Source organism: Bacteroides sp. BFG-637, from assembly GCF_024793605.1.
In the GTDB taxonomy this organism is placed as follows: Bacteria; Bacteroidota; Bacteroidia; order Bacteroidales; family Bacteroidaceae; genus Bacteroides; species Bacteroides vicugnae.
The window spans coordinates 1,978,197-1,995,816 of sequence record NZ_JANUPD010000002.1; the positions used below are offsets into that span (position 1 = coordinate 1,978,197).

A 17,620-nucleotide genomic window follows, 5' to 3' on the forward strand; every position below is an offset into this window, starting at 1 on the left:
TTTTTATTCCTGAACTTCGAAAGGCACTTTCTGGTCTTTCCGGAATACGCTGGATTCAAAAGTGGCAATCAAATCTCCGTTCTGGTTCGTTACATCTACCTGATAGCAGCCTGTACTTCGACCGATGTAGCGTTCGCGTGCTTCGGCAAAAAGGGTGTCGCCAGGTCCGCTTGCGCGTAGAAAAGTGATGCTGGACGAGAGAGAGAAAGCTAGTGTACCGTGCGAGTTGGCTGCTGCGGCCAGTGCCAGGTCCGCTAATGTGAAAATGGCTCCTCCTTGTGTACGGGCGCCTGCATTCAGATGTTCGGGTTTTATTTCTAACTTGGCTTTACTGTATCCTTTGCGTACTTCCAGCAGTACTACTCCTGCGTTTTCGGCAAATAAATCATTCTTAAAGAATTCTTGTGGGGTCATATGAGTTTATTTAAAGTTGTCAACATTGTATCTCTAGGTGTGATTCATCTTTATAAATCTACTATTTCTTTTGCAAATGTACCAAAATTGTCCTTCATTTGGATTATTTAGGTCGGTCAATTCTATTTAAATGCACTACTTTTGCCATCAGGAAAATTAATCACTTAACAAATAATCCCTGTATTATGAAAACAATTCTTAGCGCATTAGGACTTTCCCTATTGATCTTTACGAGTTGCGGTGGACAAAAAAAGGTTGAAGTAGACTTTATTCAGGACAACATCGACAACGCTGTGGCACAGAACACAATCCAGACGGACATTATTGAGAAGTCCGGTAAAATCTTGAATCCGAGAACAATCAACGAAGATGGGAGTATCTCTTACATACCTATGGAAGACTGGTGCTCAGGTTTCTTTCCCGGTAGTATATGGTTGACTTATAATCTGACGGGTGATAAGAAATGGTTGCCGCTGGCAGAGAAATACACAGAGGCTCTTGATTCAGTGAAATATTTGAAATGGCACCATGATGTAGGGTTCATGATCGGTTGCAGTTATTTGAACGGCTATCGCATGGCAGATAAGAAAGAGTATAAAGACGTCATTATAGAAGCTGCCAGATCATTGTCCACTCGTTTTCGTCCGAATGCAGGCGTTATCCAGTCATGGGATGCCGATAAAGGCTGGCAAGGAACACGGGGATGGAAATGTCCGGTGATTATTGATAATATGATGAATCTCGAACTCTTATTTGAAGCAACAGCCCTTTCCGGGGATTCTACTTTCTATAATATTGCAGTGAAACATGCTGATACAACAATGGCTCACCATTTCCGTCCAGACAACAGCTGCTACCATGTGGTAGATTACGACCCGGAGACAGGAGAAGTGCGTAAGAGACAAACTGCACAGGGATATGCCGACGAATCGGCTTGGGCTCGCGGACAAGCATGGGCTTTGTATGGATATACTACCTGTTATCGCTATACCAAAGATAAGAAATATCTCGACCAGGCACAAAAGGTCTATAATTTCATCTTTAATAATAAGAACTTGCCGGAAGACCTCGTGCCATATTGGGATTATGATGCTCCGAATATTCCGAACGAACCTCGCGATGCTTCTGCAGCAGCTTGTACAGCCTCTGCCCTTTACGAACTGGATGGCTACCTGCCGGGCAACCACTACAAGGAAACTGCTGATAAGATAATGGAAAGTTTAGGCTCACCTGCTTATCGTGCAAAGGTCGGAACAAACGGCAACTTTATCCTGATGCACTCCGTTGGCAGTATTCCTCACGGTCAGGAAATTGACGTTCCTTTGAACTATGCTGACTATTACTTCCTGGAAGGACTGATGCGTAAAAGAGATTTGGAAAAGAAATAAGAAATAGACAATGAACGGTAAACAGTGAACGGTGAATGCTTGGCGGATTCTGACGGAAAATGTTTACCGTTTATCATTCGCTACTTATTGTTTATAACTCTCTATTGACCGTTTGTCATTTACCTGTTTTAATCATTTATCATAAACTATCATGAATAAACCTATTAACCTTCTTGTTGGAGGATTGACGCTGTTTGCCGCACAAGGTTGCAAGGCTCCGAAACAAGTGTCCCAACAAGCGGAGCATCCTAATATAATCTATGTATTTCCCGATCAATACCGTAACCAGGCGATGGGCTTCTGGAGCCAGAACGGATTCCGGGATAAAGTAAACTTTGAAGGAGACCCCGTGCATACTCCTAATCTGGATGCCTTTGCACGTGAATCTATGGTCTTGTCGTCTGCGCAGAGTAACTGTCCGTTGAGCAGCCCCCATCGTGGAATGTTACTGACCGGTATGTATCCGAACAAAAGTGGTGTACCATTGAATTGCAACTCTACACGTCCGATCAGTTCCTTGCGCGAGGATGCGGAATGTATCGGCGATGTATTCAGCAAAGCAGGCTATGACTGTGCTTATTTTGGCAAACTTCATGCTGACTTCCCAACTCCGAACGATCCCGAACATCCGGGACAGTATGTGGAAGAAAAACGTCCGGCATGGGATGCCTATACACCGAAAGAACGCCGGCACGGTTTTAACTACTGGTATTCTTACGGAACATTTGATGAACACAAGAATCCGCATTACTGGGATACGGATGGTAAGAGACATGATCCGAAGGAATGGTCACCTTTGCATGAATCAGGCAAAGTCATTTCTTATCTGAAAAATGACGGTAACGTGCGTGATACCAAGAAACCTTTCTTTATAATGGTGGGTATGAATCCTCCCCATAGCCCGTATCGTTCTTTGAATGACTGTGAAGAGCAGGATTTTAATCTTTATAAAGATCAGCCTCTGGATAGTCTGCTGATTCGCCCGAATGTCGATTTGAAGATGAAGAAAGCGGAGTCCGCACGTTATTATTTCGCTTCCGTAACCGGAGTAGACCGTGCTTTCGGACAGATTTTGACGACATTGAAAGAGCTGGGATTGGATAAGAATACAGTCGTAATTTTTGCTTCCGACCATGGTGAGACGATGTGTAGCCAGCGCACTGATGATCCGAAGAATTCCCCTTATTCTGAATCCATGAATATTCCGTTTCTGGTTCGTTTTCCCGGTAAGATTCAGCCGCGGGTAGATGATTTATTGCTCTCTGCTCCTGATATTATGCCTACGGTGCTTGGCTTATGCGGGCTGGGTGATTCTATTCCGGCAGAAGTGCAGGGACGTAATTTTGCTCCTCTTTTCTTCGATGAAAAGGCTGAAATTGTTCGCCCTACAGGTGCACTGTATATTCAGAATGTAGACGGTGATAAAGATGAAAATGGATTGGTGCAGACTTACTTCCCTTCTTCAAGAGGTATCAAGACAGCTCAATATACATTGGCTTTATATATCGACCGTGATACGAAGCAATTGAAGAAAAGCCTCTTATTCGATGATGTAAAAGATCCATATCAGCTGCATAACTTGCCTTTGGAAGAAAATAAGGAGATTGTGGCAAAACTTTGCGGTGAAATGGGAGCTATGTTGAAAGAGATTAACGATCCTTGGTATACGGAAAAGATTCTGTCGGATCGGATCCCTTATTAGCGATTTATGTATTCTTATATAATCATTTAGGCACGGATTACACGGATTTCACGGTCTTTAGTGTTCTCATTGTTGCAAGGCAACCGCGTTCATCCGTGTAATCCATGCCTAAAAAACGAAAGCAATTCAGTAATGAAAGACAGTTGTTTTATAGTATTATTCCTTTTGGGAATTATTCCTTCAGCTTTCGCCCAACTCATCGGATTTGAAAAGGAAGTGCCCGAAACATTTAAAGTTTCCGGAAAGGGAGAAGTGAAAATCTCTTCTCTTTTTTACAAGGAGGGTGAAAGCAGTCTGGAATGGGACTTTCAGCCCGGTTCTACACTGGATGTTCAGATTGCTCCTTTATCGTTGAATACGAGAAACGAGAAGCAGTTCGGCATTACTTTGTGGATTTATAATGAGAAACCACAGCAGGATTCTATTCGTTTTGAGTTTCTGAATAAAGAGGGAGAAGTCTCTTATTGGTTCTCTTATCGTTTGCAGGCAGCAGGATGGCGGGCTTGCTGGATCTCTTTTGAGTATATGCAGGGCGACAAGAAAGATAAGAAGATCGTAGCCTATCGGCTGGTTGCCCCGCAACGGAAGGGACGTATCTTTCTTGACCGTCTCATTTTCCCGGAAAAGAAAATGAATCTTCGTACCACTCCCGACCAGCAGTTGCCTGCTAATAATGGGCTGTCTAATCGTGATTTGTGGCATTGGTGTCTGGTGTGGAAATGGGAACAACAGTCGTATGCTATTCCTCTGCCTTCTAAATTGACAAGCGAGCAAAAGAAGGAGCTGAAGACTATCGAACAACGTTTGACTGACTTTTTGGAAGTGAAAAAGGCTCCGCAAGGACCGATTAATGCTGCCTATAAAACGTTTGAGAAAGCGGCTATCAGTCCATCCATCGCCGGAACGGGATTTATAGGAACTCCTATTGTTGCTCCTGATGAACAGGACAAGAAGAAAGGGGAGATGTCATGGAATGATATTGAAACGATGCTTTCCGGTTTTGCCTATGATGCTTATTATAACCGGAACGAAACATCAAAGAAAAACTACTTTACTGTGTTCGACTATGCTATCGATCAGGGATTTGCCTATGGCAGCGGTATGGGTACCAATCATCATTATGGTTATCAGGTGCGTAAGATATATACGACTGCCTGGCTGATGCGTGATGCAATCTATAAACATCCTCATCGGGATGCTTATCTCTCCACACTGCGTTTTTGGGCGGCTCTGCAAGAAACCCGTCAGCCATGTTCTCCAACGCGTGACGAATTGTTGGATTCCTGGCATACGTTATTGATGGCGAAGTTTATTTCCGCTATGATGTTTCCCGATGCAAGGGAACAAGCGCAAGCTTTGAGCGGCTTGTCGCATTGGTTGTCTTCTTCTTTGCGTTATACTCCGGGAACGATCGGTGGTATAAAGGTAGACGGTACGACGTTCCATCATGGCGGTTTCTATCCGGGATATACTACTGGAGTACTTGCGACTGTAGGAGAATATATTGCATTTACCAATGGCACAAGTTTTGAGCTGACAGAAGATGCGCGCAAACACATGAAATCAGCCTTTATTGCTATGCGCAATTATTGTAATCTCTATGAATGGGGCATCGGAATCAGTGGCCGTCATCCTTTTGGAGGGAAGATGGGAAGCGATGATATCGAAGCATTTGCCAATATCGCTTTATCCGGCGATTTGTCCGGTCAGGGAAACGCGTTTGATCGTGGTCTGGCTGCCGACTATTTACGTCTGATACGCAATAGTGATACTCCGAATGCGCGTTTCTTCAAGAAGGAAGGTATTCAACCGGCACAGGCTCCACAGGGATTCTTCGTTTACAACTACGGTTCGGCGGGGATTTTCCGTCGTGCGGATTGGATGGTGACATTGAAAGGATATACCACTGATGTATGGGGGGCTGAAATTTATACGAAAGATAACCGTTACGGACGTTATCAGAGCTATGGTTCCGTGCAGATTATGGGGAAAGGAAGTCCCGTGTCACGTGCCGGAAGCGGCTTTGTGCAGGAGGGATGGGACTGGAATCGCTTGCCGGGTACAACGACCATTCATTTGCCTTTTGAGTTACTCGACAGTCCGCTGAAAGGAACAACTATGGCACACTCCAAAGAGAATTTTTCCGGAAGCAGTTCTTTGAATGGCCAAAATGGTATGTTTGCTATGAAGTTGTCAGAACGGGATTATGAGAACTTCACACCGGACTTTGTGGCCCGTAAATCTGTTTTCTGTTTTGATAACCGGATGGTTTGCCTGGGAACAGGTATCTCGAACTCTAATGCGGACTATCCTACGGAAACCACTCTTTTCCAGACAAAATACAATGGGAAGGAGCCCAAGGTGGGAGAGGATAACTATTGGCTTCATGATGGTTATGACAATTATTATCATGTAGTGGACGGAACCGTTCGTTCACAAGTGGCAGATCAAGAATCACGACATGAAAAGACACGTGAAGTAACCAAGGGGAAATTCTCTTCTGCCTGGATAGAACATGGTAAGGCTCCGAAAGACGGAACATACGAGTATATGGTGCTGATTCAGCCTTCGGCTTCCGAACTCGACGAGCTGCGTAAAACCTCTGTATACGAGGTGTTGCAACGCGATCAGACTGCTCACGTAGTCTTTGACAGGAAAACGGAGATTACGGCCTATGCTGCATTTGAAAACTACCATCCAGCCAGCGACAGAATATTCATCGCTATTCCGGCGGAAACGATGGTGATGGCAGGTAAAGAAGGAGAAGGGATGATTCGTATCAGTGTATGTGACCCTAATCTGAATATTGCGGAAAAGACTTATACGACGAAAGAACCGAGTCGCCCGATTACTAAAAAGGTATTGCTGAAAGGACGTTGGACATTGAAGAATCCACAGGAAAATGTGCGGTTGGAACAACAAGGTAATAACACGCAGTTGACAGTCGTCTGCCAGCATGGGCAGCCTGTTGAGATGGTAATGCAATCCGATTGATTTAGTTTTATAGAGAAATGATCGTAAAGAATAAGAGGTGCACATTTTGTGCACCTCTTGCTTTTTTCTTTCAACAATTTCTTTTCTACCATTTAGGATTCTGGTCTCCCTCCAATGCCGGATTCAGCTCCATAGCTGCCAATGGAATAGGACGCAGATTAAATTTAGAATCAATGTCACTGTTAATATCCGGATTGTGTGCTTTTGCATATTCAGAAAGTTTGCCGGTACGGGTCAGGTCAGCGAAGCGATGATATTCGCCGGCTAGTTCGCGGGCACGTTCATTCAGAATATAGTCAATATTCATTTCACTTGCAGTAGCTAAAGTTGCATTGGCACGATTGCGGACAATGTTAATGTATCGAGCGGCATTTGTTCCATCATTGAGTTTCACATATGCCTCGGCGGCAATTAAATTTGTTTCTGCCAGTCGAGCCAGATAAATGTCACGCATGGAAGAAGTAGTACTGAAATAAGTGCGTCCGTTCTCTGTATCATCAAATTTGCGGAAGGAAGCAACACCATACACGTCTTCTTTCATTTTTGTTTCATAACTGGTTTCATCTCCATTGATGTTGGTACCCATGGGAAGCATTTCCACTACTTGCGCATTAGCACGACTCGGTAGTGCTGCACGCCAGGCATCCACATTTTCTATTTCCCATGACGGGCAATAGTAGTAGGTGACAGCACTTGTGTTTTTATTGTCATCGTAATAATCCCAGTAACTTTGACGAAGTTCTGTCATAAATGTGCTTTCATAACGGATATCCAGATTGGGTGAGGAAGTATTGGTGTTAAAGACTTCATGCATCCACAAGGTAGGAGTCAATGTAGACGAAGTATATTTATGACCTTTTTCCTGTCCGTCCAGGTAATCGCAGAAATGAGCCTGTTGTTTGTTTCCGTCTGCTTTCGGGTCGTTGACAGTAGCAACATTGTAAACCACTGAGAAAAGGACTTCGGCATTACCTTCGCCTGCATTGCTGAATAAAGTCGGGAATGAAGTAGTCAGAGCTGCTCCCGCACCTGCTGCATTGGCAGCTGTGATAGCGTCACGATAGTCCTGGTCATTATTGGTAAGATATCCTCTTGATAGCAGGGCTTTAGCCAGGTAGTGGTAGGCGGATTTCCGGTTGAAGCGGCCGTCTGTTGCACTTTCAGGCAAGTTGACAGAAGTGGATAATGCACCCATTTCGGAAATGATAAATCCATAAACATCCGTTGCCGAGCTGCGGGCAATACCTGTGATAGGAGTGGCGGAACGTTCCGTTATCATCGGCACGCCGCCGAATTGCTGTACCAGATTTAAATAGAACAAGGCACGCAGACCGCGAGCTTCATCGATACGACCGGCACGGCTTGCCTCTTTTTCACCCCAGTAAATAACTTCATTAGTCAAGGAAATGGCTTTGTAATGATTTGTATAAAAGGTCTGCACGTTCTCCTCTGCGGCAGAATAGGCATTGCTGTACAGATTACACGTCGGAACGGATGTACGGCCGGTAGCGAATAAATCTGTTCCTCCTTCAAAGAGCCACGGGTCACCGCCGTATATGGTACGCAATGAACTGTAAGCTGCATTCGACAGAGATTCAAAACCTTCGGCTGTTCCATAATAGTCGGCACCGGGAATGTCGGATTTCAAGTCTTGATTCAGGAAATCGGAGCAACCGGTAAACAGGGTTAGTAGTGCTGTAGCTGTAAGTATATATATTTTTTTCATAATTGTAATGGTGATTAGAATTTAACATTAAGACCTATCTGGTAAGAAATGGAACTTGGGCCGCCTGTTCCGTCAAGTATAGCGGCATCTGCCCATTCCGGATCAAATCCTTTATAGTCTGTGAAAGTGAACGGATTCAATACGTTGGCATATATACGCAAATGTTCGATACCGATCTTCTTGGTGAGTTGCTTGTCGAAAGTATATCCCAGCGTGATGTTCTTGATTTTCCAATAAGAAGCATCTACATAATTGTTTGACTTGAATTCAGTGTTCTTACCAGTGTACCAGCCATTGCCGCCACCATGATTGTAGTTGACATCGTTGAGCGGGTAGGGGTAGCTGCCTACGTGGGTTTGTCCGGCAACAACTGTGCGATCGGAAGTCAGGGAAGACGGATTGCTTCCATCCCATGTGTAGTTGAATACTGGTGCACCTTCCGGGATGTAGAAGTCCATTTTTAGTTTCGTACGGCCACGGTCGGAATAATCCGTGAATTCTTGCATAAACGGACTGTAGAGCGTGTGTCCTTGTTTGGTGTTTACAGACATGGAGAAATCCCAGTTCTTGTAAGAGAAAGACGTGGAAAGAGTACCTGTCCATTTGGGCATGGCCTGACCGATAATCTGGCGGTCGCTGTCGTCTATTTTACCATCCTTGTTGATGTCTTCGTAGGTCATGCAGCCCTCAAAATAGCCATACCATTCACTCTTGGTTTTCGTCACTCCGTCAATCGTTACTTTCTCATTGGCTGTTGCTTGTGTGCAGATGCCCGTTTGACGTAAGTCGTAAGCCACGTCGATGGGCTGTCCGATAAACCAACGTTCAGCACGCATATCTTCTTTTTTACCTTGCAGTTCGAGAATCTCATTCTTGTTTTTAGCAAATGTTGCGGTGACATCCCAATAAAAGTTTTTGGTCTGAAGCAAAACACCTTTCAACATAAGTTCGATACCACTGTTGCGGACTTTTCCGACATTGGCAGTCATTGTACCTGTGGGAGAACCTTGCTCAAGCAATAATTTCTGATCCATCAGCAGGTCTTTGGAGGTTTTGTTATACCAGTCGATGGTACCGGACAGGCGACCGTTGAAGAAACCGAAGTCCAGACCAAAGTTCAACTCAGTCGTTTTCTCCCAGCTCAATAACTCATTGATGACTTCGGGACCGTAACCCTTTCCAAAGCTGGAATAATAAAGCTGATTAGCTAGAAACATAGTTTCATAGTTGCCTACGGAAGCATTGTTGCCCGTTGCTCCGAAACTGCCACGAAGTTTCAGGTTGCTGATCCACGGAGCTTTGTCTTTGATAAATGATTCCTCACTGATGCGCCATGCCAAAGCTGCGGAAGGGAAACTTCCCCAGCGATGTCCGTCCTGAAATTTGGAAGAGCCATCCCAACGGGAAGAGATTGTCGCCAGATAACGTCCTTTATAAGCATAGTTCAAACGAAGCGCGTAGGATAGCATGGTCGCCTTTCCGTAAGAACTCTCAATATCGCTGTAACTTTTGGCAGAGCCCATATTATACCATAATGTTTTCGGAGTGACTCCTTCGCCGGTTAAGGCGTATTTCTCTGCTTCTGTGCTGTATACGCTCAACAATGCCATGGCGTTAAAGCTATGGTCTTCCTTGACCGTCTTGACGTAATTCACCTGAGTGTCCCAAGTATAGGAGAAAGATTCATTGCGGGTGACGGTAGCCGAAGAAGTTCCGGTAGGGTTTGTTGAAGCATTATATGTGCTGGATTGTGCAGACGACAGTCCTCCGTAATATTCCCCTTTGCGACGGGTAGAGAACGTAGGAGAGAAGGTAGTCTTGATAATCACGTCATTGACCGGTTGATATTGGGCGTACATCGTTCCCAGCACACGATATCCTTTCGTCTTGTCCTCCGAATTCTGAGAGTCGATCAGCGGAGAAACGGAAGAAGAAAACCCGGCGGGGAAAGTAGAGCTGGAAGCCTGTCCCGGTGCTAAATCTTTGCCCGGGAGGTAGTTGACCTCACCGGTTTCTGTGTTATAAGGCAGCCAATATCCATTAGCGCGGAATGACTCTTGAACGGCACGTTTGGAACCGTAGTCATAATTGAAAGCGACTAGATTGGCTGTTGCCCCTACCTTGATATATTTATTGATTTTGCCGTCAATAGCCATTTTCACATTGAAGCGTTTCATACCATCGCCCATCACTCCGTCCTCCTGCTGATAGCCGGCTCCAAGGCGGTAGGATACTTTTTGTCCGGCGCCTGCAACTTGGATGAAGTGATTCTGCTGTGTTCCGTCCTTCAACATCAAATCACGCCAGTCTGTAAAATCTCTGTTGATGAACTGTTCGCGCATCTTAGTAGAAAGAGCATTTCCTTTGTCATTCCAGACAGAGGCAAGGTTACCCTCAGTCATTTCAAGTGGCAGACGACCATCCACAATTCCCGCATTCTTCACAGGAGAAGTATATTTCATATAACGATAATCCATCCATTCCACATCGTCCATGAATTCGGGCATGCGGGCTACTGTCTTATAGCCTACATAACCATCGTATGTAACGTTTACTTTCATTTCCGCCCCTACTTGAGCCGATTTAGTAGTAACGATGACTACACCGTTCGTGGCGCGTGAACCATAAATGGCTGTGGAGGAGGCGTCTTTCAATATATCTATTTTCTCTATATCCGACGGGTTCAAGAAATTGATATCATCACATACCACTCCATCTACTACGAATAAAGGACTTGTACTGCTACCTAATGTACTTTTACCACGAATGGAAATGCTGAAGCTTTCGCCTACACGGCTGGATGATTGGGAAATATCGACTCCGGGCACTTGTCCTTGCAAGGATTCCATGACGGTTGATGCACCTTTGCCGGTCAATTTTGCGTTGTCCACACTACTGATTGCTCCGGTCAAATCGGATTTTTTTGCACACCGTAACCCACAACGACCACTTCATCAAGAGTCTGAAGGTCTTCCGTCAGCTTTACTGTTAGGTTTGTCTGGTCGGCAATTGTAATTGTTTGTGGAAGATAGCCGATAAACGAGATTTTGATTTTTGCACCTTTTGAAACGGCTGGCAAGGTAAATTTCCCATCAATGTCTGTGATTGTTCCGTTGGTTGTACCGATTTCTGTTACATTGGCCCCAATTACAGGTTCGCCGGTTGAATCGAGTACTGTACCTGTGATCTGACGGCCTTGTGCAAAGGCAATTAAACATAGCATGCTCAGAAAAAGAGTCACTGCTAATTTTCGGACTTGCGTTTTTAGATCCATAATTTTATGTTTTTATAGTTATTAAATAAGGTGTATAACAGGATAATTTATGCTGTTACGATATGCGAAATTAAAAATTATTTATAGTTGTAATGTGGAAAAATTAATCTTTGATGTGAATTTTTTAGTCAGTATGCAGGAATGATGCCTTTTGCAGCAGTATCTTTACAATAAAAGAAGATAGCAGATCTTTTACAGACCTGCTATCTTCTTTTTATTGTAAAGCTTGGAAATATAAATATTACTTATTCAGTCTCCATTCGAAACCGTCTTTGGTATCTTTGATTTCAAATCCGAGTGCTGTCAGTGTGTTGCGGATCTCGTCGGAAGTAGCCCAGTCTTTGTTGGCTTTCGCTTTCATACGTTGTTCCAGTAGCATATCTACTACCTTGCCGTAAGCTGCTTCACGACCATCTGAAGAGCCTTTTTCTTCTTTCAATCCCATGATGTCGAAACTGAACAGATGGAATGTTTCTTTCAGGTCTTTCAGGTCTTCGGCGGAGATAGTGGCATTGCCGGCAATGATATTGTTAATGATGCGGGCGCCTTCGAAAAGCTGTGCGATGACAATCGGTGTATTCAAGTCGTCATTCATTGCTTCGTAGCATTTTGCACGTAGCTCTTTCACGTTGATTCCCTCTGAAGTTGCCGATGCGGGAGTTATCTTATCCAATGCGTCGATAGCTTCCATCAGACGTTGCAGGCCTTTTTCGGATGCTTGCAATGCCTCATTGCTGAAATCTACCGTACTGCGGTAATGAGCTTGCAGGATGAAGAAGCGGATTGTCATTGGTGTGTAGGCTTGTGCCAACAGCTTATGGGTACCGTTGAAGAATTCGTCCAGTGTGATGAAGTTGCCAAGTGATTTACCCATCTTTGTTCCATTGATGGTAATCATATTGTTGTGCATCCAGTAGTGAACCATGTCGTCCCCTTGCGAAGCTACCGATTGTGCGATTTCACATTCGTGGTGGGGGAAAATCAAGTCCATTCCTCCTCCGTGAATATCGAAGTGCTCACCCAGGTATTTGCGTCCCATAGCGGTACATTCGGCGTGCCATCCGGGGAAGCCGTCGCTCCATGGAGACGGCCAGCGCATGATATGTTCCGGTTGTGCCTTTTTCCAAAGGGCGAAGTCGGCAGGATTGCGTTTTTCGCTTTGTCCGTCGAGGTCACGGGTGGTATTTAATACGTCGTCCAGATTACGTCCGGAAAGTTTTCCGTAGTGGTAATCCTTATTGTATTTGGCTACATCGAAGTAGACGGAGCCTTCGCTTTCATAGGCGTATCCGGCATCCAAAATCTTCTGTACCAGTTGGATTTGTTCAATGATATGTCCTGAAGCATGTGGCTCAATGCTTGGAGAAAGTACATTCAACGCTTCCATTGCTTTATGATAGCGGTTCAGGAAATATTGAACAACTTCCATTGGCTCCAACTCTTCCAGACGTGCTTTTTTGGCGATTTTGTCTTCTCCGTTATCGGCATCGTGTTCCAGATGACCTACGTCGGTAATATTTCGTACGTAGCGTACTTTATATTCTAGGTGGGTGAGATAGCGGAATAACACGTCGAAGGTTATAGCCGGGCGGGCGTGTCCTAAATGGGCATCTCCGTAAACAGTCGGTCCACACACATACATGCCTACATGAGGTGCATGAAGCGGTACAAACAACTCTTTCTTTCTATCTAAGGTGTTGTAAATGGTAAGTTGATGTTCCATAACATTTTATATTTGTTTTATTGGAGTCGCAAAGTTAGTATAAAATCTGAATATGCGCCCTATCTTTAATCGGTTGATTTTAAGTGTTGGGTCGTTTTTGCTAGTAAGGTGATTTGTTTCCCGGTATGAAACTGACAGTTTCACACCGAGGAAACAATAGTTTCACTACGAGGAACCAAAGGTTTCTCACCGAGAAACTAAAACTCTGTCAGCATGTCAGTAAATGTTTGGCTATTGTTGATTACAAAACTTATTGATTGCTTCTGCTACACCGTCTTCTTCGTTACTTAGAGTGATGTAATCTGCTGCTTTCTTTACAGGTTCTTGAGCATTTCCCATGGCAATCCCCAATCCTGCAAACTTAATCATGGATAGGTCATTATAGCCATCACCTATGGCAATAACTTCTTCACGTGCTACTCCTATTTCTTTTAACAGGACGGCCAAAGAAAGAGCTTTGTCGATACCTTGCGGGACTAATTCGAGAAAATAGGGTTCTGAACGGAAAACATTAATGCGACCTTGCAGCCGGAGACAAAGTTCAGCTTCAAGTGGAATCAGTTTATCGGCATCTCCTACGATGAGGCATTTGGCTACGGGAAGCGTGATGTCTGTCAGGAAGTCGTTTGTCTCCCGAACTGCCATTTTATTGAGAAAGGCCTCTTTTAATACGTATGGATCTTGAGAGTTTTCGGTTATTATCTCTGCTCCGTCATAGGTTAATATACTTAGTTGATGGGTACGGGCACATTCGTAAAGCATTGGAACGACTTCATTAGGCAACACATTTTCATATACCATCTCCTGTGTTTCCCAATTAATGATTTCTCCTCCGTTATAGGACAGGATGAATCCACCGAATTCATTCATACGTAACTCATTAGCTAATGGCACAATGCCATAAGTAGGCCGTCCGGAAGCTAATACCAGTCGTATTCCTTGCTCTTGCATACGTATCAGAGTTTCCCTGTTGCGGGGAGTGATTTCCTTTTTAGAGTTGGTGAGTGTGCCGTCAAGATCGAGCACGATAAGTTTGTATTTCATGTAGGGTTGTTTTGGATGCAAAGATAAATTAAAAAAGTTTTTCTGCAAGGTGGTGGGGGAAAAGATGTGGTTTTAGCCAAAATTGCACTGTGATAGTGCAATTTGTTTTATTATTTGCACTGTCGCAGTGCAAATAATCGTATCTTTGCCTATAAACCAATGATATATGGATAAGTTATTTGAGTATTTCAACAAGATGATACGGGAAACTAATATAGAGTTTCACCGGTATATTTATTCCAAGATAAATTGGAATAGTCGCATGATAGGGCTTACAGGGCCCAGAGGAGTAGGGAAGACGACTCTTGTGTTACAACATATTAAAGAAAGTCTGAATTTGAATGATTCTTTGTATGTGACAGCCGAGGATTTTTATTTTGCGAGCCATCGTTTGCTGGACTTAGCGGATGCTTTTGTCAAGATGGGTGGTAGGCATTTATTTATTGATGAAATTCATAAATATAAAGACTGGTCGAAAGAGCTTAAATTGATTTACGATTATCATTCAGAATTGAATATAGTCTTTACAGGTTCATCTGTATTGGATATTAATAAAGGAGCTTCAGATTTGAGTCGTCGCGCTGTCATGTATCAGATGCAGGGACTTTCTTTTCGTGAGTATTTGTATTTATTTCATCGTATACCTTCTGAAATATACAGTTTGCGGGATATTGTAGCGCATAAAGTGGAAATTCCGGGTTTGGAGCATCCGCTTCCACTTTTTCATGACTATTTGCGGAAAGGCTACTATCCTTTTGCATTGGAGGAAGATTTTGATATACGTTTGCGACAGATCATCAATTTGACTTTGGAGTCGGACATACCACAATTTGCTGATATGAATGTTTCCACTGGGCGTAAGCTTAAGCAACTTCTTGCTATCATTGCCAAGAGTGTGCCGTTCAAGCCTAATTTTAGCAACATAGCTAAAATTCTTGAAGTGAGCCGTAATAATATATCCGATTATTGCCTTTATATTGAAGAGGCAGGGTTGATAGCGCAGTTGAGAGACGCCACCGGCGGAATACGCGGGTTAGGGAAAGTAGATAAAATTTATCTGGATAATACCAATTTGATATATAGTCTGGCTCAAGATAATTTTAATATTGGAAATATCAGGGAGACTTTCTTTTTGAACCAGACCCGTATTTTTTCGGATGTAGTAGCTTCTCCTGTTTCTGATTTCTTGATTGATGATATGACATTTGAGGTGGGAGGAAAGAAAAAGGGACAAAAGCAGATTCAGGAGGTACAGAAAGGATTTGTAGTGAAGGATGATATTGAAAGAGGCTTTATGAATGTGGTGCCGTTGTGGCAGTTCGGAATGGGATATTAGGTTCTCGCATTTAGATAAATAAAAGCCGCATAACGAAAGTTATGCGGCTTTATTGTTAAACTGGTAAAAGAGTTTTATTCAATTGTTGCACCATTGTTTATATAAGCAGGATCTTTAGTGAAAACCCCGTTGATACAATCAATTTCTGTAAAAGGAATAGTGCTCTCTTTCGACAATGTATTATTTGCAGGTTTACATACATCACTATTGGCATAGTTCCAGTTCACCTTTGCATCATACAAAATGTTATCGGTTGTATTTACTGTAGAACCTGCATCCTTTAATTCATATAGATATGAAGTTAAGGTGCTTTCGGAAGATACACAGAAAATATTATTTGTGTAATCAATGTTGGCTTTATTTGCTTTGATAAATACATTACTGCCTTTGACATTGATAAAGCTGTTATTCTTAATATTAACAGTCATAGTACCTTCATCCGTAGTGTTGGTTGTTGTAGCCCAGTTGAATATCTGTATGGCACTTACGCCAGTCTTATGATATATGATATTGTTTTCGAGAATGAGTTTACCAAAAATACTAGGTTTAACAGTTGCTGTAGTATTAAAGAAAGCTATGTTGCCAGTATTCACAAATTCGAATAAAGAATTCTTAAATGTGATGTTACCAATACCTACAGTAGTAGCACTTACGTAATACATAGCTTTTGTTATATTGGTCATTTTACAGTCTTCAATAGTCAGATTGGTAAATGTGGCATCACCACTAGCCGGACTATTAAATAAGTAGTTTGCGGCCCGTGCTTTAATGTTGATGTTCTTCAACAGAAGTTTACCACTCTTTAAACTTAGATAAGCAGTTTCTCCAAATTCCAGGTTGGGTCGTTCGTCAGGATATTGTCCAACAATGATGATAGGAGCACTAATCGCTTTATTGGAGCTGATAGTGAACGTACCTGTTCCTGTTAGGAACAAAATTGTTCCTTCGGATGCACCTAACTCACTACTTATATCACTTGTTGTATTACTGTCTATTACCTTACTTGTATAATTTTCAGGATTTAGAGTCTCTTCACCGATCTGAAGTTCTCCGGCTTCAAACATTGCCTTGTAATCCGTACGATTCTTAATACTAACCTGAATTTTAGCAATCATAGCGTACTTTCCGCTTGTTGCCAATACCGCAATATCAGTACTGTTATCAGCTGTTGCACGAGTCATCATCTTTGCGCTTGATACAGGGGCAGTAACAACCAATACATTTTCTTTTCCAGCTTCCTTAGAGAATTTAGCACTCCATCCTTCGGGAGCAGTAATCATTGTATTTTCTACTCCTCTCACGGTCATGGTAAACTCTTTCACTTCACCTGCCGAAAACTCCTGTACTTGTTTTAAATCTTCGGCTGCAAAACTACATTCGAAATCGCTAACGATAGGGATGCGTATGGTTGGAGCATCCTCACCTGCAAGTACTAAGACCAGTTCGTTGTTTTCTACTGTTACACTCTTGAAGTTTTTGTCTTCTGTCGGAGCAGAACCGTCACCGGTTGCACTGACTTTGTCAGTAGTTCCTTCTTTGTATATATAACTATAATTCTTTCCTCCGTCATAGCTAACCTGCCAATAACCTTCACTATCTACATTGAATGTAGGGGTCTTGCCACTCTCTCCATTAGCTTTTACAGGTTGTCCGTTTACAGTCAGACGCTCCGGAGTTTCATTTTTGTTATAAAGAACAGTCCAGTAGCCTTCTGAATCGATACCGATAATAGGGCATAAGAGGTTATTATCGTTTTTCATATATAGATTTACTGTCTTTCCATTGCTCAAAGTGAGTGTGTAAGAATCAGACTTTTCCTCTATATTAGTAATAAATGTTCCTTCATTATAAAGTTCGCGAAGAGCTTCAGTATTACTATTTATATCACGTACTTGTGTTTCGAGTGCGGTAACGCGCTTTTTCAGTGCGTCTACATCATCTTCCAAATCGTCAATGTTGGTACATGCTACCAGGCATACAGCCAATAACATGAACATACTCCATACTTTTTTCATGATT

At 43.0% G+C, this 17,620-nt stretch carries 11 protein-coding genes; 4 read left to right on the forward strand and 7 right to left on the reverse strand.

The window, feature by feature from the left end; translation table 11 throughout:
* Positions 1 to 3: 3 nt before the first annotated feature.
* A complete protein-coding gene (locus tag NXX38_RS07865; protein ID WP_148364233.1) occupies positions 4 to 414 on the reverse strand; it encodes a PaaI family thioesterase in 411 nt (136 codons plus the stop codon).
* A gap of 185 nt (positions 415 to 599) precedes the next feature.
* On the opposite strand from NXX38_RS07865, the gene NXX38_RS07870 reads away from it, so the two are divergent.
* The 3 genes from NXX38_RS07870 to NXX38_RS07880 all read left to right on the forward strand — a co-directional run bounded on the left by NXX38_RS07870 (position 600) and on the right by NXX38_RS07880 (position 6,498).
* Complete coding sequence (locus NXX38_RS07870; protein ID WP_148364223.1) at positions 600 to 1,802, forward strand: glycoside hydrolase family 88 protein; 1,203 nt, start codon at positions 600 to 602, stop codon at positions 1,800 to 1,802.
* A 151-nt stretch (positions 1,803 to 1,953) separates the two neighbouring features.
* A complete protein-coding gene (locus tag NXX38_RS07875; RefSeq protein WP_217723362.1) occupies positions 1,954 to 3,504 on the forward strand; it encodes a sulfatase in 1,551 nt (516 codons plus the stop codon).
* A 132-nt stretch (positions 3,505 to 3,636) separates the two neighbouring features.
* Positions 3,637 to 6,498 (forward strand): chondroitinase family polysaccharide lyase, encoded by a 2,862-nt coding sequence (locus tag NXX38_RS07880; RefSeq protein WP_234131668.1) that lies wholly within the window; start codon positions 3,637 to 3,639, stop codon positions 6,496 to 6,498.
* Between the two features lie 85 nt (positions 6,499 to 6,583).
* On the opposite strand, the gene NXX38_RS07885 is transcribed toward NXX38_RS07880, so the two are convergent.
* The 5 genes from NXX38_RS07885 to NXX38_RS07905 all read right to left on the reverse strand — a co-directional run bounded on the left by NXX38_RS07885 (position 6,584) and on the right by NXX38_RS07905 (position 14,265).
* On the reverse strand, positions 6,584 to 8,224 hold the full coding sequence (locus tag NXX38_RS07885; protein ID WP_258979012.1) for a RagB/SusD family nutrient uptake outer membrane protein: 1,641 nt from the start codon (positions 8,222 to 8,224) through the stop codon (positions 6,584 to 6,586).
* Between the two features lie 14 nt (positions 8,225 to 8,238).
* Positions 8,239 to 11,136, reverse strand: coding sequence for a SusC/RagA family TonB-linked outer membrane protein (locus NXX38_RS07890; RefSeq protein ID WP_258979013.1), 2,898 nt, complete (start codon positions 11,134 to 11,136; stop codon positions 8,239 to 8,241).
* Positions 11,133 to 11,498 (reverse strand): carboxypeptidase-like regulatory domain-containing protein, encoded by a 366-nt coding sequence (locus tag NXX38_RS07895; protein ID WP_258979014.1) that lies wholly within the window; start codon positions 11,496 to 11,498, stop codon positions 11,133 to 11,135. The genes NXX38_RS07890 and NXX38_RS07895 overlap by 4 nt, the downstream gene beginning before the upstream one ends.
* A 241-nt stretch (positions 11,499 to 11,739) precedes the next feature.
* A complete protein-coding gene (gene cysS, locus NXX38_RS07900) occupies positions 11,740 to 13,221 on the reverse strand; it encodes a cysteine--tRNA ligase (RefSeq protein WP_258979015.1) in 1,482 nt (493 codons plus the stop codon).
* Between the two features lie 231 nt (positions 13,222 to 13,452).
* Entirely contained in the window at positions 13,453 to 14,265 is an 813-nt protein-coding gene (locus NXX38_RS07905; RefSeq protein ID WP_217723357.1) for a Cof-type HAD-IIB family hydrolase, read from the reverse strand.
* A 166-nt stretch (positions 14,266 to 14,431) separates the two neighbouring features.
* Between NXX38_RS07905 and NXX38_RS07910 the strand changes: the two genes are divergently transcribed.
* The gene (locus tag NXX38_RS07910; protein ID WP_258979016.1) at positions 14,432 to 15,601 is read left to right on the forward strand and encodes an ATP-binding protein; all 1,170 of its coding nucleotides are present in this window, start codon (positions 14,432 to 14,434) and stop codon (positions 15,599 to 15,601) included.
* A 74-nt stretch (positions 15,602 to 15,675) separates the two neighbouring features.
* Here the strand turns inward: NXX38_RS07910 and NXX38_RS07915 are convergent, their stop codons facing one another.
* A complete protein-coding gene (locus NXX38_RS07915; RefSeq protein ID WP_258979017.1) occupies positions 15,676 to 17,616 on the reverse strand; it encodes a PL29 family lyase N-terminal domain-containing protein in 1,941 nt (646 codons plus the stop codon).
* Between the last annotated feature and the right edge of the window lie 4 nt (positions 17,617 to 17,620).